At 70.3% G+C, this 24,067-nt stretch carries 11 protein-coding genes and 1 tRNA gene; 8 read left to right on the forward strand and 4 right to left on the reverse strand.

Annotated elements, in window-relative coordinates; genetic code table 11:
* Positions 1–67 precede the first annotated feature (67 nt).
* The 3 genes from FK531_RS03820 to FK531_RS03830 all read left to right on the forward strand — a co-directional run bounded on the left by FK531_RS03820 (position 68) and on the right by FK531_RS03830 (position 18,589).
* Positions 68–16,879, forward strand: coding sequence for a non-ribosomal peptide synthetase (locus tag FK531_RS03820; RefSeq protein ID WP_142095265.1), 16,812 nt, complete (start codon positions 68–70; stop codon positions 16,877–16,879).
* A 118-nt stretch (positions 16,880–16,997) separates the two neighbouring features.
* Positions 16,998–18,359: a lysine N(6)-hydroxylase/L-ornithine N(5)-oxygenase family protein gene (locus FK531_RS03825; protein ID WP_142095266.1), complete on the forward strand. Its 1,362-nt coding sequence runs from the start codon at positions 16,998–17,000 to the stop codon at positions 18,357–18,359.
* Positions 18,356–18,589 carry an MbtH family protein gene (locus tag FK531_RS03830; RefSeq protein ID WP_007532125.1) on the forward strand — a complete coding sequence of 78 codons (234 nt, stop codon included), beginning with the start codon at positions 18,356–18,358 and terminating at the stop codon, positions 18,587–18,589. The genes FK531_RS03825 and FK531_RS03830 overlap by 4 nt, the downstream gene beginning before the upstream one ends.
* Here the strand turns inward: FK531_RS03830 and FK531_RS03835 are convergent.
* From FK531_RS03835 to FK531_RS03845, 3 genes are all read right to left on the reverse strand, one after another.
* Positions 18,586–19,980: a threonine/serine exporter family protein gene (locus FK531_RS03835; protein ID WP_142095365.1), complete on the reverse strand. Its 1,395-nt coding sequence runs from the start codon at positions 19,978–19,980 to the stop codon at positions 18,586–18,588. The genes FK531_RS03830 and FK531_RS03835 overlap by 4 nt on opposite strands.
* A 61-nt stretch (positions 19,981–20,041) precedes the next feature.
* A complete protein-coding gene (locus FK531_RS03840) occupies positions 20,042–20,407 on the reverse strand; it encodes a nuclear transport factor 2 family protein (RefSeq protein WP_142095267.1) in 366 nt (121 codons plus the stop codon).
* A 62-nt stretch (positions 20,408–20,469) separates the two neighbouring features.
* Positions 20,470–21,420, reverse strand: a complete 951-nt coding sequence (locus tag FK531_RS03845; protein WP_142095268.1) for a helix-turn-helix transcriptional regulator — start codon at positions 21,418–21,420, stop codon at positions 20,470–20,472.
* Between the two features lie 92 nt (positions 21,421–21,512).
* Here FK531_RS03845 and FK531_RS03850 point away from each other — a divergent pair, with 92 nt between their 5' ends.
* From FK531_RS03850 to FK531_RS03860, 3 genes are all read left to right on the forward strand, one after another.
* Positions 21,513–21,926 (forward strand): VOC family protein, encoded by a 414-nt coding sequence (locus FK531_RS03850; RefSeq protein ID WP_142095269.1) that lies wholly within the window; start codon positions 21,513–21,515, stop codon positions 21,924–21,926.
* A 1-nt stretch (position 21,927) separates the two neighbouring features.
* Complete coding sequence (locus tag FK531_RS03855) at positions 21,928–22,536, forward strand: YdeI/OmpD-associated family protein (protein ID WP_142095270.1); 609 nt, start codon at positions 21,928–21,930, stop codon at positions 22,534–22,536.
* A 72-nt stretch (positions 22,537–22,608) separates the two neighbouring features.
* Positions 22,609–22,683, forward strand: a tRNA-Thr gene (locus FK531_RS03860).
* A gap of 59 nt (positions 22,684–22,742) precedes the next feature.
* On the opposite strand, the gene FK531_RS03865 is transcribed toward FK531_RS03860, so the two are convergent.
* Entirely contained in the window at positions 22,743–23,111 is a 369-nt protein-coding gene (locus FK531_RS03865) for a hypothetical protein (protein WP_142095271.1), read from the reverse strand.
* Positions 23,112–23,302: 191 nt separating this feature from the next.
* On the opposite strand from FK531_RS03865, the gene FK531_RS22840 reads away from it, so the two are divergent.
* Entirely contained in the window at positions 23,303–23,431 is a 129-nt protein-coding gene (locus tag FK531_RS22840; RefSeq protein WP_290367595.1) for a hypothetical protein, read from the forward strand.
* Positions 23,432–23,566: 135 nt separating this feature from the next.
* Positions 23,567–23,878: a tail fiber domain-containing protein gene (locus FK531_RS03870; RefSeq protein WP_246097811.1), complete on the forward strand. Its 312-nt coding sequence runs from the start codon at positions 23,567–23,569 to the stop codon at positions 23,876–23,878.
* The last annotated feature ends 189 nt before the right edge of the window (positions 23,879–24,067 follow it).

The following is a 24,067-nucleotide window of genomic DNA, read 5'->3' on the forward strand; positions in this document are numbered from 1 at the left end:
ATAGCCTATCCTAAGGTCCGAAATCTGACGGCGCGCGGCTCACCCCGCGCACGATGATCGGACGTGCATGGCATCCCTCCACGACTCGACCGCACCCTCGCGCGACCTCGCCGGCTGGCTGCCCGTCACGGCCGCGCAGTCCGAGGTGTGGGTCGGCCAGCAGTTGGCGCCGCACAGTCCCGCGTACAACATCGCGCTGACCGTCGAGGTGAACGGCCCGCTCGACATCGCCCGGTCTGTCGAGTCCGTCTACTTGACCATCCGCCGCGCCGAGGCGTTGCACGTGCGGTTCGCGGTCGGGCCCGACGAGGTGCTCCGGCAGCAACGGCTCGATCCCGAGGCATGGACGCTGCACGTCCTCGACCTGCGGGACCGGCCCGATCCCGCGGCCGAGGCCCGGGCCTGGATCGAGCGGGACATGCAGACCGTCGCCGAGCTCGACAGCGACGAGCCGCTGTTCACGCAGGCAATCCTGCGGATCGACGACGAACTGACCTGGTGGCACCAGCGATACCACCACAGCGTCATCGACGGGTACGGGATCGTGCTGCTGGTCGAGGAGGTCGTCGGCAGGCAGGAACATCCGGACCTGCTGTTCGACGAGCGGGACTGGTCGCTGCAGACCGCCATCGACGCGGACGTCGCGTACCGCTCCTCGAGCCGTTACGAGGCCGATCGCGCCCACTGGTTGGAATGGCTGGCCGACGCCCCCGAACCTCCGGTGCTGGTGTCGCCGTCCCCGGATCCGGTCGCGCCGCCGATCAAGGCGAGCGTCGAACTCGACGCCGAGACCGTCGCCGGGCTGTACCGGTTCGCCGACGCCGTGGGCATCCGGCGCACCCGCATCCCGTTCGCGATGATCGCCGGCTACCTGCACCGAGTCAGTGGTCAGTCCGACCTCATGCTGTCGGTTCCGCTGACCGGCCGCACCGGCAGGGCGCTGCGGCACCTGCCGTCGATGGCCTCGACGATCCTGCCGATGCGGCTGCAGGTCGACGGCGACAGCACGCTGGCCGCGCTGACGGCGGACATCGACCGCGGACTGATCGGCCTGCTCCGCCGCGGCCGCTACCGGGGCGAGGATCTCGCCAGGGAGATGCGCGCGTTGGACCCGACCAGGCGGGTGTTCGGCCCGGGCGTCAACATCGTGCTGTTCGACCACTCGATGACCTTCGGTGGCAGCCCTGCGTTCGCTCGCGACATGGTCACCGGCGCGATCGGCGAGCTCGACTTCACCGTCCAGCGCGGTCAGGAGGGCGAGTCGATCCGGATCGACCTGCGGGTGGGTGCGGGGCTCGAGGACGACCTCGAACGGCACCGAGTGCAGCTCACCGAGTTCCTCGGACAGCTCGCCGCCGAGCCGGACGCGCCGTTCTCGCGTTTCGACGTGATGTCCACCGAGCAGCGTCGTCGGGTGCTGGTGGACTGGAACGACACCGCAGGCCCGCAGCCCTCACGGACCGTGCCGGAACTGTTCGCCGCCCAGGTCGCCGCCACCCCGGACGCGGAGGCGCTGGTCGCCGGCGACACGCGGCTGACGTACCGGGAACTGGGCCTGCGGGTCAACCAGCTCGCCCGGCACCTGTCGGCATGCGGGCTGCAGCCGGAAGAGGTTGTCGCGGTGGGGTTGCCGCGCTCGGCGGAGATGGTCGTCGGTCTGTTGGCGATCATGTCCGCGGGCGGGGCCTTCGTGCCGCTGGACCCGGCCTGGCCGACCGACCGCCGCGAGCAGGTGCTCGCCGACGCCGGTGCCCGGCTGGTGCTCACCGGCCCGGGCGGTGTCCCGGTCGGGCCGGAGTCGGCGGTGTCCGTCGACCTCCGCGACTGGGCGCACGGCGCACTGTCCGGCGACCCGGTCGACCCGCGGCTGGACGGGAGGTCACTCGCCTACGTCATCTTCACCTCCGGTTCGACCGGCAGGCCCAAGGGCGCGATGATCCGGCACGAGGCGATCTGCGCGCGACTGCTCTGGCAGGTGGAGGAGGTCCTGCGCTTCGGGGCGGACGACGCGTCGCTGTTCAAGGCGCCGCTGTCGTTCGACATCTCCGTGAACGAGATTCTGCTGCCACTGGTTTCGGGCGGACGACTGGTGGTCGCGGACGCCGGTGGTGAACGCGACCCGCACTACCTGCTCGAGCTGATCGAACGCGAGCGTGTCACCTTCGTGTACCTGGTCTCGTCGATGCTCGCGGTCCTGCTCGACCTGGCCGAGGACACCGCCGCGCTGGCCGGGCTGCGGCACGTCTGGTGCGGCGGCGAGGTGCTCACCCCGGAACTGTTCGACAGGTTCCGGAGCCGGCTCGGCACCACGCTCTACCACGGCTACGGGCCCGCCGAGGCGACCATCGGTGTCTCCCATGTCATCTACCGCGAGCACGCGGAGCGGATCGCCACCTCCATCGGCCGGCCGAACCCGAACACCCAGCTGTACGTACTCGATTCGCTGCTGCGGCCGGTGCCGCCCGGGATCGCCGGGGAACTGTACGCCGGCGGCTACCTGCTCGGCCGCGGCTACGTGGGCGCGTCGGCGCTGACCGCCTCCCGCTTCGTTGCGAATCCGTTCTGCAGCAATGGTTCCCGCCTCTACCGCACCGGGGACCTGGCACGCTGGTCGGAGGACGGCACCCTCGACTTCGTCGGCCGTGCCGACAACCAGGTGAAAATTCGGGGCATGCGGCTCGAGCTCGAGGACGTCGAGGCCGCGGTCTCCACGCATCCCGGTGTCCGGCAGTGCGCGGTGCTGGTGCGTGAGAACGGTGCCGCCAAGTACCTCGCCGCGTACGTGCGGTCCGACGGCGAGGAACTGGACGGGGGAGCGGTCCGCGACTGGGTCGCGACCAAGCTGCCCGACTACATGGTGCCGACCGCGGTGGTGGTTCTCGACGAGTTCCCACTCACCGCGAACGGCAAGCTGGACCGGCGCGCGCTGCCGGAACCCGATCTGCGCGCCGGGCTCACGGGGCTGGCGCCGCGTACCGAACTGGAGCGCACGCTGGCGACCGTCGTGGCGGGTGTGCTCGGCTGCGGCGAGGTCGGCGTCACCGACGACTTCTTCGCCCTCGGCGGCGACAGCATCGTGGCCATCCAGGTGGTCAACCACGCGCGGGCCGCCGGCCTGCGCCTCAGTGCCCGTGACATGTTCACGTTGCGCACGGTGGCCGCACTCGCCCGCGAGCTGGAGAGCCGGGGCTCTGACGAACTGGCGGCCCTGCCGGACGCCGCGGACGAGCCGCTCGGTGAGATCCCGGCGACGCCGATCGTCGCGCGTGCCGAGGAGACCGGCGAGGCGGTCGCCCGGTTCCACCAGTCGGTGCTGGTGCGCACCCCGGCAGGGCTCACCGAGTCGGCGGTCCGGGATGCGTTGGCGGCCCTGCTCGATCGGCACCCGGCGCTGCGCGCCCGGTTGGACCGACGTGAGCGCTGGTTGCTCGAGGTGACCGAGTCCGGCGTGCCCGACGCCGGGGAACTGTTGCGTACCACCGCGCTTCCGGGTGCCGGCGAGATCGACGAGGTGGTTTCACGCGAAACATCGTCCGCCGCAGCGCGGCTCGATCCGGACGCCGGTGTGATGCTCCAGGCGGTCTGGTTCGACGGCGGTGACCGCGGGTCCGGTCGGCTGCTGCTGGTGGTCAACCACCTCGTCGTCGACGGGGTGTCCTGGCGGGTCCTGCTCGAGGACCTGGCGCGGGCGGGATCGGCCGCGATGGCAGGGACTCCTGTCGACCTGGCACCCACGGGCACCTCGCTGCGACGGTGGTCGCAGCTGCTCGTCGAGCGCGCCCGGGCGGGCGCCTTCGACCACGAGCTCGACCACTGGAGGTCGGTCGCGCTTCCAGACGTCGCGCAGTTGGGCACGCGCGCACTCGATCCCGCGCTCGACGTGTGCGGCGCGGCGGAGTCGATGACAGTAGATCTCCCGCCGAAGCTGACCGGGCCACTGCTGTCGTCGGTGCCCGCCGCCTTCGGTGGCCACGTCAACGACGTACTGCTGACCGCGCTCGCAGCCGCACTGGCGGCGTGGGACGGCCTCGATGCGGTGGTCGTCGATCTCGAGGGGCACGGCCGCGAGGAAGACTCGGCCGGACGGCCGGTGGACCTCGGTCGGACCGTCGGCTGGTTCACCAGCCTCTACCCCGTCCGTCTCGAGGCCGGGCGCCCCGACCACCGGGATCCCGCAGCCCTCGCGGCCGCGCTCAAGGCCGTCAAGGAACAGCTGCGCGGCGTGCCGGGCAACGGGATCGGCTACGGCGCCCTGCGATACCTCACCGACTCCGGGGCAGACCTGACCCTGGCTGCCGATCCGCAGGTCCTGTTCAACTACCTGGGCCGCGTCACGGCGGGCGGCGCCGACTGGCTGCCCGAGGCGATGGCCGGTGCCGCGGACCCCGACGCCCCGATGCGGCATGCGATCGAGATCGACGCCGTCGCCGAGGAGGGTCCGGACGGACCGACACTGCGCACCACCATCAGCTGGGCGCCCGGGGTCCTGCACCTCGACCGCGTCGAGGCGCTCTCGCGGGAGTGGACGGCGGCGCTGACCGCACTCGCCGCCACCGCCCACCTCGGCGGGGCCACCCCGTCCGACTTCCCGTCCGCGCGACTGTCACAGGCCGACGTGGACCAACTCGAGGTCGCGGTGCCGGGCCTCGAGGACGTGCTCGCGATGACGCCGCTGCAGGAGGGCATCTACTTCCACAGCGCGTTCGAGGACCAGCGGCCCGATCCGTATGTGGTGCAGCAGATCATCGAGCTGACCGGGCCGGTCGAGCCGGCCGCGCTGGCGAGCGCGCTGCAGACGCTGGTCGATCGACACGCGGCGCTGCGCACCGGACTGCACGCGCTCTCCGACGGTCGGGTGGTGCAGGCCGTCGCCCACTCGGTGCCCGTGCCGATGGGGCACGTCGACCTGAGCGGACTCGACCCGGACGAGGCTCAGGGCCGTATCCGACGAATCCTCGACGAGGAGCGAGCCCGCGGATTCGACCTGGAGCGTGCGCCACTGGTGCGGTACGTCCTGGTCACGCTGAGCGGAGCGACGGGGGATGTGCCTCCTGAGCACCGGCTGCTCCAGTCGATCCACCACATCGTCGCCGACGGATGGTCGGTGCCGGTGATGCTGCGCGAGCTGATGGCGTTGTACGCCCCCGCCGCGGTCGCGCCCGTGCTGCCGGCGCCGGAGCCGTACCGGAACTACCTGGGCTGGTTGGGTTCCCGCGACCGCGAGGCCTCGCTCGAGGTGTGGCGGGCGGCACTCGCCGACGTTGCCGAGCCGACCGGGGTGAGCAGCGGCGAGCCCGTCGGCCCCGCCGCCGTCGCCGACGTGACCGTCACACTCTCTGCCGACCGGACCGCGGCCCTGGCCGCGTTCGGCCGATCGCACGGCCTGACTCTGAGCACGATCGTGCACGGCACCTGGGGTCTGCTGCTGGGGCGCCTCACCCGCCGCAGCGACGTGCTCTTCGGTTCGACCGTGTCCGGTCGCGGCGGCGACCTGCGGGGCATCGAGTCGATGGTCGGGCTGTTCATCAACACGGTCCCGGCGCGGCTGCGGTTCCGGCCGGAGGAGTCGGCGGTCTCCGCGCTGGCGCGCTGGCAGGACGAGCAGTCGATGCTGCTGGACCACCAGTACCTCGGGCTGAGCGAGTTGCGCCGCCTGACCGGGCTGCAGGAACTGTTCGACACCCTCGTCGTGTTCGAGAACTATCCGATCGGTGAGGGTGCGGTCGCGGATCCCAGCGGCCGGCTCGAGATCACCGGAATCACCTTCGAGGAGAACCCCCCGTACCCCGTCACGCTGATCGTCGCGCCGGGCGACGAGCTGCGCCTCGAGGTGAAGTGCCAGACGTCCGTGGTCGATTCGGCGACCGCGACCTCCCTCGCGACCGGCATGGCCGCCTTCCTCGGCGAGCTGTTGGCGGGCGGCGACAAGCCGATCTCCGGCCTGGCACTGGTCTCCGACCTGGAGCGCGAGCAGTTGGAGGCCGGCTGGGCGGCGTCCGCGGGTCCGGTCGAATCGCGCACGCTCACCGACCTGCTCGACGAGCAGGCGGTCCGTACGCCGGACGCCGTCGCGGTGGAATTCGGTGACCGGTCGCTGACCTATCGGCAGATGCACGCGCGGGCGAACCGGTTGGCGCGCAGCCTCGTCGAGCGGGGCGTCGGACCCGAGTCGGTGGTCGCCATCGCGCTCGGGCGGTCGCTCGAGCTGATGGTCGCGCTGCTGGCGGTCGGCAAGGCGGGCGGGGCCTACCTGCCGCTGGACCTGGACTACCCGGCCGAGCGGTTGTCGTACATGCTCGCCGACGCCGCACCCGTGTGTGTGCTCACGGACGGGACGCTCATCGACACCGCCGTTCCGCAGTTGACGGTGGATCTGTCCGAGCCGCAGGCTGATTCGGGGTCACAGTCGGCGTGCGTCGCCGCGGTGGCGGCCAACTCCGTGTATCTCATCTACACCTCCGGCTCCACCGGCAGGCCGAAGGGCGTGCTGGTACCGCACCGCGGCGTGGTCAACCGGCTGCTGTGGATGCAGTCGGAGAACCCGCTCGTGGAGGGCGACCGGGTGCTGCAGAAGACGCCGTCGAGCTTCGACGTCTCGGTTCCGGAGTTCTTCGGTCCGCTGATCGCGGGCGCCACGGTGGTGCTGGCCGAGCCGGGTGGGCATCGCGATCCGGCCTACCTCGCGCGGTTGATCGCCGATCGCGGCATCAGCCGGGCGCACTTCGTGCCGTCGATGCTCGAACTGTTCCTCGCCGAACCTGCGGCCGCGCAGTGCGGTTCGCTCGAACTGGTCGCCTGCTCGGGTGAGGCGCTTCCGGTGACCTCCGCCCGCCGGTTCGCCGAGGTGCTCCCCGGGGTGCGGCTGGACAACCTGTACGGGCCGACCGAGGCCGCAGTCGAGGTCAGCTACTTCTTCGGTGCCCAGGCGTTGCTGCCGGAGGCGACGACCGTGCCGATCGGGTCGCCGGTCGCGGCCACCCGGCTCTACGTGCTCGACCAGTACCTGAACCTGGTGCCGCCGGGGTCGGAGGGCGAGCTGTACCTGTCGGGGCCGCAGTTGGCCCGCGGCTACCTCGGCCGCGCCGCGCTGACGGCGGACCGTTTCGTCGCCGACCCGTTCGTCGCGGGGGAACGGATGTACCGCACCGGCGACCTGGTCCGCTGCGTGGACAGCGAACTGGAGTACGTCGGCCGCGCCGACGACCAGGTGAAGCTGCACGGGTTCCGGATCGAGCTCGGGGAGGTCGAGACCGCGCTGCTCGCCGACCCGACCGTCGCGCGCGCCGCCGTCGTGGTGCGTGAGGACCTCCCCGGCCGCCAGCAGCTCGTCGCCTACTTGGTGCCCTCCGGGCCTGTGAGTACTTCTGGGCCTCATGCGGACCAGAAGTACTCACAGGCACTGCGTGCCTCGCTGCCGGCGCACATGGTTCCGAGCGCGTTCGTCGAACTCGACGCCCTCCCGCTGACCCCGAGCGGAAAGCTGGACCGCAAGGCACTGCCCGCACCCGACTTCGCGGCCGCGGTGTCGGACCGGGCGGCGGGCACGGGCGCCGAGGGTCGGCTGGCGACGCAGTTCGCGGAGGTCCTCGGACTCGATCGGGTCGGCATCGACGACGACTTCTTCACCCTCGGTGGCGACAGCATCCTGGCGATCCGGCTGGTGAACCTGGCGCGCCGGGACGGCATCACGCTGACCCCGCGACAGATCTTCGAGCTGCGTACACCGGCGGCGATTGCTCGCCTCGTCGGTGAAACCGACTCGGACGGGGTCGAATCCGCGAATCACGCCGCACCCGTGGTCGACGGTGTCGGCGAGGTCGTGCCGCTGCCCGTGGTGCACCGTCTCTCCGAGTGGTCCGGCGGCACCGACAGGTTCAACCAGGCCATGCTGCTGCACACCCCGACCGGGGCCGACGTGGGTGCCGTGACGGCGGCGCTGCAGGCCGTGCTCGACCATCACGACGGCCTGCGGTCCCGACTGACCCGGCACGCACCGGGTGTGTGGACCACCGAGACCACGGCCGCCGGCACGGTTTCCGCGGACGCGGTGCTGACCGTCGTCACCGCCCCGGACCCGGAGGCGCTGCGGCGCATCGTCACCGAGCAGTCCGAGGCCGCGACCGCCCGACTTTCCCCCGCGGCGGGCGTGATGGTGCAGGCCGTGTGGTTCGACCTGGGACCCGACGCGGCGGGCCGGTTGCTGGTCGTCGCGCACCACCTCGTCGTCGACGGCGTGTCCTGGCGAATCCTGCTCGAGGACCTCGCGATGGCCTACGTGGCGGTGTCCTCCGAACAGGTACCCGCACTCGACCCGGTGCAGACGTCGCTGCGCGGCTACTCGGCGATCGTCGCCGAGGACGCGGCGCGGCGGAGGCGGATCGCCGAGCTCGACCACTGGACGGAGACCACGCGGCCGGGCGCCGCACTGGTACCGGAGGCGACCGGCCCGGCGACCGTCGGAAGCGGGGCCCAGCACCGAGTCTCGCTGTCGGTCGACGACAGCCTCGCCGTCCTGACCACCGTGCCCGCGATGGCGCATGCCGACGTCACCGACGTGCTGCTCACCGCGCTGCGGATCGCCGTCACCCGCTGGCACCACGAGACCGGTCGCGCCGAGTCGGACCTGCTCGTCGACCTGGAACGGCACGGCCGCGAGGAGTTGACCCCGGGCGTCGACCTGTCCCGCACGGTCGGCTGGTTCACCAGCATCAGCCCGGTCCGGCTCCGTCCGGGGCAGGACCCGCTGTCTGAGCTCAAGGACGTCAAGGAGCGGCTGCGCGCCGCCCCGGACGGTGGGATCGGCTACGGGATGCTGCGCTACGCCAATGCGCGCACCGCCGGTCCGCTCGGTGTCCGCGAACAGTCGCAGATCCTGTTCAACTATCTCGGCAGGATGCCGTCGGCCGACCTCGGCGACGCGGCCGCGTGGACTCCGGCACCCGAGACCGACGCGTTGTCAACGGATCCCGACGCCGACATGGGTGGGCCCTATCGCCTGATCGTCAACGCGCTCTGCGAGGACACGTCCGACGGGCCCGTGTTGACCGCGGTGTTCGGCCGATCCGACTTGGGTCTGACAGAGGCCGACGGCGAGGCCCTGAGCCGGGGCTGGGCACAGGCTGTGCGCGAACTCGTCTCGGCCGCGGCCCGCCACGACGGACCCGGCGAGCTGACTCCGTCGGACGTGCCACTGGTGGCGCTCACCCAACCCGAACTGGACCGGATCGGTGTGCTGTCCCCGGCCGGAGTCGAGGCGGTGTGGCCGCTCTCGCCGCTGCAGGAGGGCCTGTACTTCCAGGCAACCTTCGATGTTGGCGCCGACATCTACACCGCCCAGTTCTCGCTGGACTTCGAGCACCACCTCGACGTGGACCGGCTGGACCGGGCGTTGCGCACATTGCAGCGTCGAAACCCCACGCTGCGTGCCGGATTCGTCAGCGAGGGACTCGGCGCGCCGGTGCAGTTCGTCACCGCGGACCTCGCCGTTCCCATCGTCGAGTTCGACCTCCGTGAACTCGAGCCGGCCGAGCGGGAGACGCATGCCGCCGAGCTGATGGCCACCGACCGGATCACCCCGTTCGACCTCGCGGCGCCGCCGCTGTGGCGGGCGATGGTGATCCGGCTCGACGACGACCGCGACCGTCTCGTGGTCAACCGCCAGTTCCTGCTGTGGGACGGGTGGTCGAACGGCATCGTGGTCAGTCAGCTGCTCGCGCTCTACGAGTCTGGCGGCGACGACAGTGGCTTCCCCGCCGTTGCAGGCAGATTCGAGGAATACCTGGGGTGGCTCGCGGGCCGCGACGCGGACGAGGGCCGCGCCCGGTGGCGTGAGGCGCTCGCCGGACTCGACGAGCCCACCCTGGTCGGGACCGCGGTGCCCGGCGAGCCGGTGGCGCCCGACCGTCGGGACGCGGTGTTGTCGGTGGACCTCGGTGAGCGACTGCGCGCCCGTGCCGCCGACACCGGGGTGACCCTCAACGCACTGCTCAGTGGGGCCCTGGCGCTGGTGCTCGGTACCCAGACCGGGCGGGCCGACGTGGTGTTCGGTACCACCGTGGCCGGCAGGCCGCCGGAGGTCGAGGGCCTCGACACGGTCGCGGGACTGTTCCTCAACACCGTTCCGGTCCGGGCCACCCTCCGGCCGTCCGAGACGGTCGCGGAACTGTTGCGTCGCAGCCAGTCCGAGCGTCTCGGCCTGATGCCGCACGACTACCTGGGATTGGCGACGATCCAGCGCGAGTCCGAGCACCGGCAACTCTTCGACGTGCTGTACGTGCTGCAGAACTTCGTCGACGAGAACCAGGTGTCGGCGCTGAACGACGCGCACGACATCAGCGGCGGAGACAGCGTCGACCACACTCACTACCCGCTGACGGTCGTGGTGACCCCCGGTACGCGGATGCGGGTCAAGTTCGAGTTCCGCCCCGAACGCCTCGACTCCGAGACGGTCGAGGCGATGCTCGCCCGATTCGTCGCTCTGCTCGAGGGATTCGCCGACGACGTCAGCACAGCGGTCGGCTCTCTCGACCTGTCCCTGCCGGCGGAGAGGGCCGCGTTGTCGGTCGGGTCGGCCGAGCGGGCGCTGCCCGAGGCGACGATCGCCGACCTGTTCGCGGAGGCCGCCAGGCGTACCCCGGACGAGGTCGCGTTGGTCTTCGGCGAGCGGCAGGTGACCTACCTGGAGCTCGACGGCCGGATCAACGCCGCGGCCCGACTGCTGCTGGCCCACGGTGCCGGTCCGGAACGCATCGTCGCGCTGGGACTGCCGCGGTCGGTGGAGATGGTGGTGGCGCTGTTCGCGGTGCTGCGCACCGGGTCCGCGTACCTTCCGCTCGAGCTGGACCATCCCGCCGAGCGGCTGCTCGGGATGCTCGACGACGCCAGGCCGGTGGTGCTGGTGACCACCCGTGAGGTCCGCGAGACATTCGACGGATTCGACGGTGCCACCGTGCTTCTCGACGACACCGCAGCGGGTCACGCCACCGGTCCGTTGACCGACGAGGAGCTGGGCGGCTTCGCCCCCGGCACGCCGGGTCGGCTCGACCACCCGGCGTACGTCATCTACACCTCGGGGTCGACCGGCAAGCCGAAGGGCGTCGTCACCGGGTACCGCGGCCTGACCAACATGCAGTTCAACCACCGCGCCGAGATCTTCGACCCGACCATTTCGATGACCGGCGGTCGCCGGCTGCGGATCGCGCACACCGTCTCGTTCGCCTTCGACATGTCCTGGGAGGAGCTGCTCTGGCTCGTCGAGGGCCACGAGGTGCATATCTGCGACGAGCACCTGCGCCGCGACGCGGAGGCACTGGTCGCGTACTGCAACACCCACCGGGTCGACGTCGTCAACGTGACGCCGACCTATGCGCAGCACCTGTTCGAGGAGGGACTGCTCGACGACGGACCGGGGGAGCACCGTCCGCCGCTGGTCCTGCTCGGCGGCGAGGCGGTGCCCGATTCGGTGTGGAACCGCTTGCGCGACACCGACGGGACGTTCGGCTACAACCTGTACGGCCCGACCGAGTACACCATCAACACCCTGGGAGCGAGTACCGGCGACTCGGCCACCCCGACTGTCGGCACACCCATCTGGAACACCCGGGCGCACATCCTCGACGGCTGGCTGCGGCCGGTGCCGGCCGGGGTTCCGGGCGAGCTGTACATCGCGGGCATCGGTCTGGCCCGTGGCTACCTGGACCGTTTCGGTCTGACCGCGGAGCGGTTCGTCGCGGACCCGTTCGAACCCGGTGGTCGTATGTACCGCACGGGTGACCTCGTGCGTCGCGGGGCCGACGGCCACATCGACTACCTCGGCCGCACCGACGACCAGGTGAAGATCCGTGGCCACCGAATCGAGCTCGGTGAGATCGAGTCGGTGTTGGCCGGTCTCGACGGTGTGCGGCAGTGTGCGGTGATCGCGGCTCCCGGCCCGGGCGGCGTCAAGCGCCTGGTCGCGTACGTGGTGCCTTCCGGGACCGTGAGCGCTGTGCACCCCAACTGGGGTAAGGAGCGCGCACAGGCGCTGCGCGCATCCCTGCCGGAGTACATGGTGCCGAGCGCCTTCGTGACGACCGAGTCGCTGCCGATGACCGTCAACGGCAAGCTCGACGTCCGCGCGTTGCCGCCGGTCCCGGACACGGTGGGCGGCGGCTCGCGCGGGCCCGCGGACCACGTCGAGGAAGCGCTGTGTGCGCTGTTCGGCGAATTGCTCGACGTGACCGGCATCGGCGTCGAGGACAGCTTCTTCGACCTGGGTGGGCATTCGCTGCTGGCGACCCGGCTGATCAGCCGGGCCCGGTCGGCGCTGGCGACCGAACTGTCGATGCGGGACCTGTTCGAGGCACCCACGGTGGCGGAGCTCGCGGAGCGGGTACGGGGCGGTGCCGGTGCGATCCGGCCCGCGCTGGCGGCGGCGGTGCGACCTGAAGTGCTGCCGCTGTCCACTGCCCAGCAACGACTCTGGCTGATCCAGCAGATCGAGGGGCAGTCGGCTGCCTACAACTTCCCGATCGTGCTGCGAATGCGGGGCGAGCTCGACGCGGCCGTGTTCGCCACCGCGCTCGCCGACGTGGTCGGCAGGCACGAGTCCCTGCGCACCGTGTTCACCGAGACCGACGGCGTTCCGGCGCAGCGGATCCTCGACTCGGCAACCCCCGAGTTGTCGGTGGTCGACGGCACCGAGGACGAGATCGCGGACCTGGTCCGCGGCGCCGTGCTGCGGCCGTTCGACCTGACTCGTGAGATCCCGGTGCGTGGCACCGTGATCCGGCTGGGTGAGCGTGACCAGGTGCTCGCGCTGGTGCTGCACCACATCGCCACCGACGAATGGTCGGACCGGCCGTTCCTGCGCGACCTGATGGTCGCGTACGCCTCGCGCAAGGGCGGGCAGGCCCCGCAGTGGGAGCCGCTGGCGGTCCAGTACGCGGACTACACGCTCTGGCAGCGTGACCTGCTCGGCGACCACGCCGATCCGGAATCCGTGCTGAGCAAGCAGCTCTCGTACTGGGAGTCGCTGCTGAGCGGGGCGCCGGAGGAGCTGGTGCTGCCCACCGACCGCGCCCGGCCGGCGCGGCCGAGCTTCGCGGGCGGGGCGGTCGAGTTCGACCTCGACCCGTCTACCACCGCGGGTCTTCGGACGATCGCCGCCGAGCGGGGCGCGAGCATGTTCATGGTGTTGCACGCCGCGGCGGCCGCGTTGCTCACGCGGCTCGGAGCCGGTGACGACCTGCCGTTGGGCGCGCCGATCGCCGGTCGCACCGAGGAGGGGCTCGACGACCTGGTCGGGTTCTTCGTCAACATCCTGGTCTTGCGCACCGACGTGTCCGGGAACCCGACCTTCGCCGAGCTGCTCGACCGGGTGCGGGAACTGGACCTCGCGGCGTTCGCGAACGCGGACGTGCCGTTCGAGTCGGTGGTGGAGCGACTGAACCCGGCGCGCTCGCTCGCTCGCAACCCGCTGTTCCAGGTGATGGTCGGGTACCACAGTCGCACTGCCGATCTCACCGAGCTGGGTGACCTGACGCTCGAAGCGGTGCCGCTGCAGGAGCGCACCGCGAAGTTCGACCTGGTGTTCAACTTCACCGAGTACCTGCACGAGGACCGGATCGGGCTGCGGCTCGAGTACGGTGCGGACCTGTTCGACCGGTCCACGGCGGACGCCGTCGCCCGCAGGCAACTCGCCCTGCTCGACGCGGTCGCGCGGGACCCGGAGTCCCCGGTGAGTGCCGTCGACGTCTTCCTGCCGGGTGAGCGGGATCGGGTCCTGGTGGCATTCAACGACACCGAGCGGGTGGTGCCCGAGGAGACCCTGGACGAGTCGTTCGCGCGCTGGGTACGGGCCACCCCCGATGCGGTGGCCGTGGTGGACGAGGGCGCTCGCGCGACCTACGCCCAGCTCGACCAGCGCTCCGATCGGATTGCCGCGGCGTTGGCGAGCCGGGGCGTCGGTGCCGAATCGGTGGTGGCCCTTGCCGTTCCGCGGTCGGTGGACATGGTGGCCTCGGTGTTGGCGGTGCTGAAGCTGGGTGCGGCGTACCTCCCGCTCGACCTGAACCATCCCGCGGACCGGATCTCCTACATGCTCACCGATTCCGCCGCGGCGGTGCTGCTGAGCACTCTCGCCGAAGCCGAGCGGATCGCGACGGTACCGGGCCTGACCCGGGTGCTGCTCGACGAGCCCGGCACGGTCACCGAGCTGGACGCGGCGGTCGCGCCGGACCGACGGGTCCCGGCGGGGATCGACCACGCCGCCTACGTCATCTACACCTCCGGTTCCACGGGCAGGCCGAAGGGCGTTGTGGTCTCGCACGAGGGCATCTCGAGCCTGGTCGCCACCGCCGAGGACCGGATGCGGCTGACGCAGGGCTCGGTGGTGATGCAGTTCGCTTCGGTCGGTTTCGACGTCGCGGTGTTCGAGTTGTCGATGGCGCTGTGCACCGGGTCGCGGTTGGTGATCGTGCCGGACCACTCCCGCGTGGCGGGACCGGAACTGACCGACTTCATGCACGAGCACGCGGTGACGCACGCGATCATCCCGCCGTCGTTGATGGCCGCACTGCCCCCGGGCTGCGACGTCCCCGAGGGCTGCACGGTGCTGGTCGGAACCGAAACCGTGCCGCCGGACCTGATCGGGCGGTGGGCCGAGCGGCTGAATCTGCTTGCCGCCTACGGCCTCACCGAGGCCACGGTGAACAACACGCTGTGGCAGGCGCAGCCCGGCTGGAACCAGGCGGTGCCGATCGGCATCCCCGACCCCAACGAGCAGGCGTTCGTGCTCGACGCCCGGCTGCGGCCCGTCCCGGTCGGCGTGGCGGGCGAGCTGTACATCGCCGGCCGTGGCCTGGCCCGGGGCTACCTCGGGAAGCCGGGGCTGACTGCAGGCCGGTTCGTCGCCAACCCGTTCGGTCCCGGGCGGATGTACCGCACAGGCGACCTGGCGCGCTGGCGAGCCGATGGGAACGTCGACTTCCTCGGTCGCGTCGACGACCAGGTGAAGATCCGTGGCTTCCGGATCGAGCTAGGCGAGATCGTCGCCGCGCTGGCCGACCACCCGGAGGTCAACCAGGCCACCGTGATCGCCGATCGGGACGGCGGCATCGCCCGACTGATCGGGTACGTGGTGCCCGTCGCCGGTGCCGTCGTGGACCCCGCCTCGGTGCGCGCGCACGTGGCCGCGTCACTGCCCGACTACATGGTGCCGAGTGTGGTGATCACGCTCGACGGTCCGCTGCCGTTGACCCCGAACGGGAAGCTGGACCGCAAGGCGCTGCCCGCCCCGGACTGGGCGGAACTGACCGGCGACGTCGCACCGCGCACGGACCGCGAGCGCATGCTCGCGGAGCTGTTCGCAGAGATCCTGCACCTGCCCTCGGTCGGCGTGCACGACAACTTCTTCGAGCTCGGCGGTCACTCGATGGCCTCGATGCAGTTGGTCGGACGGGTGCGTGCCCGGCTCGGGGCGCAGCTGAGCATCCGCGAGGTGTTCGACTCGCCGACCGTCGCCGAACTCGCCGCGCTGACCGAACGGACCGGCGCCGCGGAGCGTCCGCTGCTGGTGCCGACACCGAGAAGCGAAGGCGGCGTGCCGTTGTCGCCGTCGCAGCGCAGGCAGTGGCGACACTACCGAAACTCCGCGGCCGCGAGTCACGCGCTGTCGCTGTACCCGGGCCGGCGGCTCGACGTCGCGGCCCTGACGGCGGCGCTGGCCGACGTGGTGGCCCGGCACGAACCGCTGCGTACCGGATTCGTCGAGCTGGACGGCTGCGCAACTGGTCGCTCCGCAGGCTCCGCTCCTGAGGTCACCGCTCGCGCCGTGCCCGCGCCGGAGGTCGAGTTCCTCGACGCCGGCGACGCGGACCTGCGGGCGTTGGTCTACCAGCTCGCACAGCGTCCGATGGACCTGGACGAGCACGCGCCCCTGCGGGTGTACCTGGTCGACGGTGCAGACGGCGAACAGACGCTGCTGCTGGTGATGCACTACCTCGCCGTCGACGAGTGGTCGGTCGTGCCGCTGCTCGGTGAGCTGCTCGCGGCGTACACGGCCCGCGTCGAGGGGGCCGAACCCGAGCTACCGGTGCTGCCGGTGGGCTACGCCGACTACGTGGCGTGGTCGGCGGAGGTGCTCGGTGATCCGTCGGACGAGTCGAGCAGGTACGCAACCGAACTCGGCTACTGGCGGGATCGGCTGGCGGGGCTGCCCGAGCGCATCGTGCTGCCGGGGGAGCGGCCCGGCGGTGCGCCGCGCGGCGACGTGGTCGCGTTGCCCATCGACGAGCGACTCCACGAGGACATCGACGCCCTGGCCCGACGGACCGGGACCTCGATGTTCATGGTGCTGCAATCCGTGCTGGCGGCCGTCTTGACGGAAACCGGTGCGGGCGAGGATCTCCCGATCGGCGCCCTGGTCGCGGGCAGGCCGGAGGAGGCGTTGTCGGGGCTGATCGGCTGCTTCGCCGACACTGTCGTGCTGCGCACCGACACCTCCGGGGACCCCACCTTCGCCGAGTTGCTGGCGCGGGTACGTGAGTCGAATCTCGCTGCGCTCGAGCACCAGGACATCGGATTCGACGATGTGGCAATCGATCTCGGCGGCGAGGTGCTACGTCCGCAGGTGACGATCGTGCACCACGAGCAGGCCCGGCTCGGCGCGGTCGACGGGGTGTTCGGGGGTCTGCTCCCGGTCCCGGTCGGCGCACCCGTCTCCGACCTGACCCTGAGCTTCTACGAGCCCGTCGGTCCGGGGCCGGTGCATGCGTTCCTGGGCTACCGCGCCGACGCGCTGGAGTCGGAGCGGGTGCAGGAGTTGGCCGAGCGACTGTGCGTGGTGCTGGTGTCGGTGTGCGAGAACGAGGGTCGGCGACTCGGGCAGGTCGGTCGGTGACCGTGGCGATCAACATAATTAGGATAGGCTGCGCTACTATCCGGCGCGGGCCCAGTGTCGGACCCCGAGCATTGTCAGTAACGAGCACCGCGGCCGCCGGTCCCTCCGGCGAGGATGGATGACTGTCATGGAATCGACACGCACGGACGAGGTGCTGGACATCGTCGGCGTCGGCTTCGGCCCGTCGAACCTCGCACTGGCCATCGCCATCGAGGAACACAACGCCACCTGCGCACCCGACGCCCGAATCTCCGCGCGGTTCATCGAACGCCAGGAGCGGTTCGTCTGGCATCCGGGCATGCTCCTCGACGGCGCCACCATGCAGATCGCGTTCCCCAAGGATCTTGTGACCTTCCGGAACCCGGCAAGCACGTTCAGCTTCTTCTCGTACCTGTTCGACCGGGGCCGGTTGGTGGACTTCGTCAACCATCAGACCTTCTTCCCGACCCGCCACGAGTTCAACGACTACCTGCAGTGGGCCGCGGGCCGGGTGGAGGCCGACGTCCGTTACGGCTCGCCGGTCACCGGCGTGACCGGCGTGCGCGGGCCGGGCGGCGTCGTGGACGAGTTCGAGGTCGCGACGGCGGACGGGCAGGTCTCCCGGGCCCGCAACATCGCGGTCGGAGCAGGCCTGCGCGAGCGCATCCCGGAGTGGGCGACGCCGTCGCCGCGGTGCTTCCACAATCACCAGTTCCTCTTCCGGATCGAGGAACTGCCCGAGGTGCGGCACCAGCGCTTCGTCGTCCTCGGAGCCGGCCAGAGCGCGGCGGAGGTCGTCCAGTACCTGCACCGCAACTTCCCGCAGGCCGAGGTGCACAGCGTCTTCGCGCGCTACGGGTACAGCCCCGCCGACGACAGCCCCTACGCGAACCGGATCTTCGACCCGGGCACCGTCGACGAACTGCACGGCGCGGACCGCGAGGAGCGCGAACGCCTGCTGTCGTTGCACCGCAGCACCAACTACTCGGTCGTCGACATCGAGCTGATCAACGAGCTGTACACGACCGAGTACCAGGAGATGGTGCGCGGAACTCGCCGTCTCTTCATGCGCCGTGCCTCGGAGATCGAGTCCGTCGCCGACGGGCCGGACGGCATCGAGGTCAGCGTCCGCAGCAATCTGGACGGGCTCACCGACACCCTGATGTGCGACGCCGTGGTGCTGGCGACCGGGTTCACTCCGACACCGCTCGGCACCCTGATCGGCGACCTCGCCCCGGCGGACGGCGTCGCGACCGAGGTCGAACGCGACTACCGCTTGGTGACCGCTCCAGACATTCGGGGCGGCATCTACCTGCAGGGCGGCACCGAGAAGACGCACGGGCTCACCGCCTCGCTGCTGTCCAACGTCGCGGTCCGGGCCGGCGAGATTCTCACTTCAGTGCTGGTTAACCGATCCGGCTGGCATGTTGTTGATATTGTCGAGGCTTCCACAGCGGTGGATAGTTCGAAGAACGAGTTTGCGACAAGCGAGGCCAGATGAGCACCAATCCCTTTGACGACGAAGACGGTCGCTTCTACGTTCTCGTCAATGACGAGGACCAGCACTCGCTGTGGCCGACCTTCTCCGAGGTGCCGCAGGGTTGGCGTGTGGTATTCGGCGAGGACAGCCGCCAGGCGTGCGTTGAGTACGTAGAGAAGAACTGGACCGACATGCGGCCCAAGAGCCTGCGTGAGGCGATGGAGAAGGACAAGGCCGCCGGCAACGGCTAGGACCTGCCCTTTCGAACGACCCGCTCCGGGTCCGTTCTGCGGTGACGCAGAATCGGACGCCGGAGCGCGTCTGTTTTCCGGAGCATCCGCGGCCGCCGGAGGGTGCGCGCGGTCCATTCGCCGAGCGTGACACCCGCGGCGAGCGCCACACCGATGCCGAGGGCGGACAGCAGTGCGCCGAGCCCGTCCAGCAGTTGGTCGTTGAGCAGCGCGTACAGGCCGCGGTACAGGGCCAGACCGGGCAGTAGCGGCGTGATGCCCGCGACCGCGACGACCTGCGGTGGGGTCAGCGCCCGTCGGGCCATCAGGCCGCCGACGAACCCGACCACCGTCGCGGCGACCGCCGAACCGATCACGGGCCCGATGTGCGCGCTCAGGACCAGGTAGTACACCAGGATTCCGGCCGCACCGCCGAGTCCGGCCGCGGTCAGGGCACGCTTCTCCGCGTAGCAGGCGACCGCGAAGAACAACGACGTGAACGCGCCCGCGACGACCTGCACCGGGATCTGGGTGAGGGCGGGGGAGATGCCGGGCGGCACTGTCACGGGCAGGGTCGACCCGACAGCCGCCGCGATCCGCAGCGAGATCGCGACGCCCGCGATGATCCCGCCCGTCATCATGAGGACCTCGAAGAACCGCGCGACGGCCGTGACCGGCGCGCCGGTGATCGCATCCTGCACCGAGCCGACCAGCGACAGTCCGGACAGCAGCACGATGACGCCCGCCGCGATGACCAGCGAGGGTTTGACGTCGATGCCGAGCTGGTCCCGGAAGGTGTAGAGCACGCCGGCCGGCGCGGCCGCGATCAGGCCGCCGGTGACCTGCTGGAAGAAGAACGGCAGGCCGATCCGGTTGAGTCGGCGGTTGACGCGGTCGATCACCATGGTGGTGAGGAAGCTGATGATCGCCACCAGCCAGTTTCCGCCCAGCAACACCGATGCCGACGCGGCCATCGCCGCCCAGGCGAAGGTCGCGGTCCAGCGGTTGTACGGGTGCGGGGCGTGGGTGATGGCGGTGATCGCGCCGAGCGCCTCGTCCGGTCCGAGCGCCTCGGTTCGCAGCCGCCGGGTGAGCCGGTCGACGGCGGCGAGCCGGGTGAAATCCAGTGACCGGTAGTGCACCACCCGCATGCTCGTCGCCGGTGGCATGGTGGGGCCGCGGTGCGCGCTGATGCGGATCGCGTTGTAGGTGACGTCGACGTCGCAGCGGGCCAGCCCGTAGGACGCGGCGACGAACAACACCTGGTTGGTGGTGTCGATGGCCGAGGTGCCCGAGGCCAGCAGCACCTCACCCGACCGCACCGCGATGTCGAGCACCTCGGCGACCCGGGCGTCGTCGGTGAGGTCGATCGGCTGCAGCGGTGTCGGCGCGGCGGTCGGAGCGTCGACCATCGCGCGCTGCTCGCCGATGAGTTTGTTCAGCGAGGTGACTGCGCCGCGCCACCTCGACACGTCAGGAGACCGCGTCCTTCTCGCTGAGATCGGTTGCCGAGAAGGCAGATTCGAGCGACTCGTGCCGGAATACGGAGGTGACCTGGTCGTCCACGACACGGAAGGCCACCGCGCCGGTCGTGGTCTGGCCCTCGGCGGTGGCCTGCTCCTCGACCACCACGACGCCGTGGTGGACGAACATCCGGCCGGGATTCAGGGTCAACCCGGAGGTCGTGGCCCACTCGCGCAGCGTGGTCAGGCCCTGGCTGGCGCCGGTGTGGTCGCCGATCTCGACGTCGTCGCTGGACAGCGCCAGCAGCGTGTCGATGTCGGAGTCGTTCAGCGCGTCGTGCCACGCGAGGACCGTGGCGATCTCGGAGGTACTCATGACTGCCACGCTAATCCGTTTCAGGGCGCCGGGTGAGGCGGAGAGAGGATCGGGGTCGGCGGTCAGTGCCCGTCGCCGTAGCGACCGGCGAGCTCGGTACCGATTCGCGCCAATTCGCCGCGCACGGCCTGCGGTTCGACCACCTCCACATCCGCGCCCCAACCGGCGAGGTTGCGTGCGATGTCCAGCGCGGTCGGCGCGGCGAGGCGGACCCTGGCCCGGCCGTCGTCAGACTCCCCGTCGGTGAGGCAGTGTCGGCCGAAGTGGTCGCGCAGGATCTGCAGGAACCGTGGTTCGATGAGTACGGTCGCCCAGGTGGTCGAGCGCCGCTCCTCCATCTTCCCGACCACCTCCTCCCAGGCCTCGGCGAGCATGAAATCGTCTGGGCGCTCGGCTGGCTCGTCGGTCGGCTCCGCCCTGACGATGCGGTCGACGCGAAAGGTTCGCCGGCCGCGTTCGGTGCCGGCGATCAGGTACCAGACGTCGTCCTTGTCGACCAGGCCCCACGGGTCGACCAGGCGTTCACTGCGCTCCCTCGCGCCGTTGACATAGGTCAGACGCACTTTCCGTCGACGGATCACCGCCGCCTGCAACAGGTCCACCCGTTCCGGCCGAGGTCGATCGCGCTCGCCCCACCGGGTCGGGTCGATCATGGTGGCGCTGGCGGCGGCCTCCGCCTCGGCCCGGAACGTCTGCGGCAGCGCCTGCACGAGTTTGCGCAACGCGGCCTTGGCTTCGCCCGACACCGCGGCGGCCGGACCGACGAGCAGGAACAGGGCCTGTGCTTCCGTCGCCGACAGGCCGGACAGGTCCGTGCGGGCGCCGCCGACGAGTGACCAGCCGCCGCCGCGTCCGGCCTGTGGGTACACCGGGATGCCCGCGGCGGACAGTGCCTCCAGGTCGCGGCGGGCGGTGGCGACGGACACCTCGAGTTCGTCCGCGAGCTGGGCGGCGGTCACCCGGCCGCGGGCCTGCATGAGCAGGAGGGTGGCTACGAGTCGGTCTGCGCGCATGTTTCCAGTTTCTCAAACAAAGTGCTCACTTGATGAGCACTTTGAGGCGGAGGATGGGTTTCACACCAACCGAACGACGGAAGGAACCACCAATGTTGCGAGGACTCACCACCGTCAGCTTCTTCGCCGACGATGTCGCGGCGGCCCAGGCCTGGTACACCGAGGTGCTCGGCACCCCGCCGTACTTCGTCCGCGAGGTCGAGGGCGCGACCGCGTACGTCGAGTTCCGCATCGGCGACTACCAGCACGAGCTCGGCATCATCGACAGCCGGTTCGCCCCCCACGCCGCGTCGGAGCAGGCCGCCGGTCAGGTGACCTACTGGCACGTGGACGACGCGGAGGCCACCTTCGAGCGGCTGCTGGCCCTCGGGGCCACCGTGCACGACAAGCCGGTCGAGCGTGGCCCCGGGTTCGTCACCGCCTCCGTCGTCGACCCGTTCGGGAACGTCCTCGGCGTGATGTACAACCAGCACTACCTCGACGTCCTCGCCTCGAAGGAGGCGTGAGATGAGCACCGTCGAGGCGAACGCCGTCGCCGCGCTCACCACCGCCGACTGGCGCGACTGGCTGGAGCGGAACGGCCAGTCCGAGAAGGAGATCTGGCTGATCATCCACCACAAGGACAGTGGCACCGCGAGCGTGCGCTACCACGAGGCGATCGAGCACGCCCTGTGTTACGGCTGGATCGACGGCCTCCACCGCAAGCACGACGCCGACAGCTCCCGGCTCCGATTCACCCCACGCGGCCCGCGGAGCAGCTGGAGCCGGGTCAATCGGGACCGGGCCGCGAACATGATCGAGCTGGGCCTGATGACCGAGCGTGGTCAGGCCGTGATCGACCTGGCGAAGACCAGGGGCACCTGGCAGGTCGTGGCCGACGACTCGGCGCTGCCCGACGATCTGCGCGAGCCGCTGGACCGAAACGATCTGGCACGCACGAACTTCGAGAAGTTCCCGCCGTCGTCGAAGCGGCTGATCCTCGAATGGATCGCGACGGCGAAGAAGTCCGAGACCCGCCGGCGCCGGATCGACCGGACGGTCGCGCTGGCGGCGGAGAACATCAGAGCCAACCATCCCGGAGTCCGGGCGAGTGACGGCGAGGGGCCGCGGCCCTGACCGCGGCGGGGAGGACGATCCCTCGGTTTTCCGACCACTGGGGCATGCGGATATGATGGGCGCGCTTTGTACGCCTCCTTAGCTCAGTGGTAGAGCACTCGCCTTGTAAGCGAAAGGTCGTCAGTTCAATCCTGACAGGGGGCTCCACGACGAACGCCCCGCCGGACACGTGGTCGGGCGGGGCGTCCGGGGGATCTCGGATCAGGTCAGCACTTGCCTGCGACGCCGGCGGTGACGCCGCGCTCGAAGTCGGCCTTGTCCTTGTCGGACTTCGACGCCCAGTCCGGTGCGGTCTTCGCAAGGTTGACGAACTCCTCGCCGATGGCCTGCGGCGAGTTCGCGCCGTCGGTCAACCCGGACGCCTGCAGCGTCTTGACGTAGTTGAGGACTCCGTTGCACGTGTCGGTGTAGGTGTCGCCTGTGGTCGCAGCGTCGGTCGCGGCCCCGAGATCGGTGGCTTCGGACGTCGCTGCGGCGCTCGTCGGTGCGGACGTGGTGTCGGAATCGGACCCGCAACCGGCGGCGAACAGGGAGACGGTGGCGAGTGCCACCGCGGCAAGCGTGATGCGTTTCATGCGGTATCTGTATCAGACGAACCTGGGGGCGACCGCATCGGTGCGAGCGGGCGCCCGTCGAGACGAACTCGATCGCCCGGACTGTTGCTTTCCCACTGGCCGAAGACGACCGTGGAAGGGGTAAACCCACGTGGGGCTGCCCCACGTCGAGGTCGCCCCCGGCAATCGACTCGACGAGCTATGGAGGAGTCATGCTCGGACTCGCAATTGGCCTGGCAGGCGCGGCAGCAGGGATCGGTCTCGGATTGCTCGGGGCCGGCGTCGGAATCCTGATCAGCGACGCATCGGCCAAGCATCACATCCGTCCTCTCACCCGCTGATCCGTCATGGCGGATCGGTCCACCGTTCCCGGCCGGCGGATCGACACCGACCGGGAGGAAAGGAACACCAAGACATCCTCGGTTGCACAGCACCCGTTCGAATGGCTGCGATCACACACGACCCACCGTCGGGGCGTGCGGGGCGGGCGGCCGATTCCGGTCGGCGCGAACGAAGTGCTCGAGCGCCTGGCGACGCTGCCGGTGAGCGTGTGGACCTACCGGTTCGACCACGATTCGGTTCGGCACATGGGCCCGATGGCGCAGGACTTCGCCGCGACCTTCGGGCTCGGTTCGTCGGACCGCACCATCGCTCTGGTCGACGCCAACGGCGTCTGCATGGCCAGCATCCAGGCCCTGAATCGCAGGCTGGTCGAGGTCGAGGCGGAAGTCGCCAGGCTCCGGGCGGCGCAGCAGGAGGAGGACAGCAACTCGGGGCACGTCGAGTGACAGCTCACCCTCGCTCCCGACCCCTACTCCGCGTTCCTCGACACCCGTCTGCTCGGCTGAGCTAGGTGTACTGCCCAGGCAGGTTGGTTGAGAGATTGCGACGACACGCTGTAGCTGGTCGTTGAACAGCGAAGGTCTCCTGTCGTGAAGTGGAGCTGCTTAGACACCCACTACACCGACAGGAGACCT

Origin of the sequence: Rhodococcus spelaei (assembly GCF_006704125.1) — a bacterium.
GTDB lineage: Bacteria > Actinomycetota > Actinomycetes > Mycobacteriales > Mycobacteriaceae > Rhodococcus_G > Rhodococcus_G spelaei.

What these genes read in the sequence shown, in the direction of transcription:
- FK531_RS03820 (WP_142095265.1), top strand. Translation starts at nt 68, where the DNA reads ATGGCATCCCTCCACGACTCGACCGCACCCTCGCGCGACCTCGCCGGC.
- FK531_RS03825 (WP_142095266.1), top strand. Translation starts at nt 16,998, where the DNA reads ATGACTGTCATGGAATCGACACGCACGGACGAGGTGCTGGACATCGTC.
- FK531_RS03830 (WP_007532125.1), top strand. Translation starts at nt 18,356, where the DNA reads ATGAGCACCAATCCCTTTGACGACGAAGACGGTCGCTTCTACGTTCTC.
- FK531_RS03835 (WP_142095365.1), bottom strand. Translation starts at nt 19,980, where the DNA reads ATGGTCGACGCTCCGACCGCCGCGCCGACACCGCTGCAGCCGATCGAC.
- FK531_RS03840 (WP_142095267.1), bottom strand. Translation starts at nt 20,407, where the DNA reads ATGAGTACCTCCGAGATCGCCACGGTCCTCGCGTGGCACGACGCGCTG.
- FK531_RS03845 (WP_142095268.1), bottom strand. Translation starts at nt 21,420, where the DNA reads ATGCGCGCAGACCGACTCGTAGCCACCCTCCTGCTCATGCAGGCCCGC.
- FK531_RS03850 (WP_142095269.1), top strand. Translation starts at nt 21,513, where the DNA reads ATGTTGCGAGGACTCACCACCGTCAGCTTCTTCGCCGACGATGTCGCG.
- FK531_RS03855 (WP_142095270.1), top strand. Translation starts at nt 21,928, where the DNA reads ATGAGCACCGTCGAGGCGAACGCCGTCGCCGCGCTCACCACCGCCGAC.
- FK531_RS03865 (WP_142095271.1), bottom strand. Translation starts at nt 23,111, where the DNA reads ATGAAACGCATCACGCTTGCCGCGGTGGCACTCGCCACCGTCTCCCTG.
- FK531_RS22840 (WP_290367595.1), top strand. Translation starts at nt 23,303, where the DNA reads ATGCTCGGACTCGCAATTGGCCTGGCAGGCGCGGCAGCAGGGATCGGT.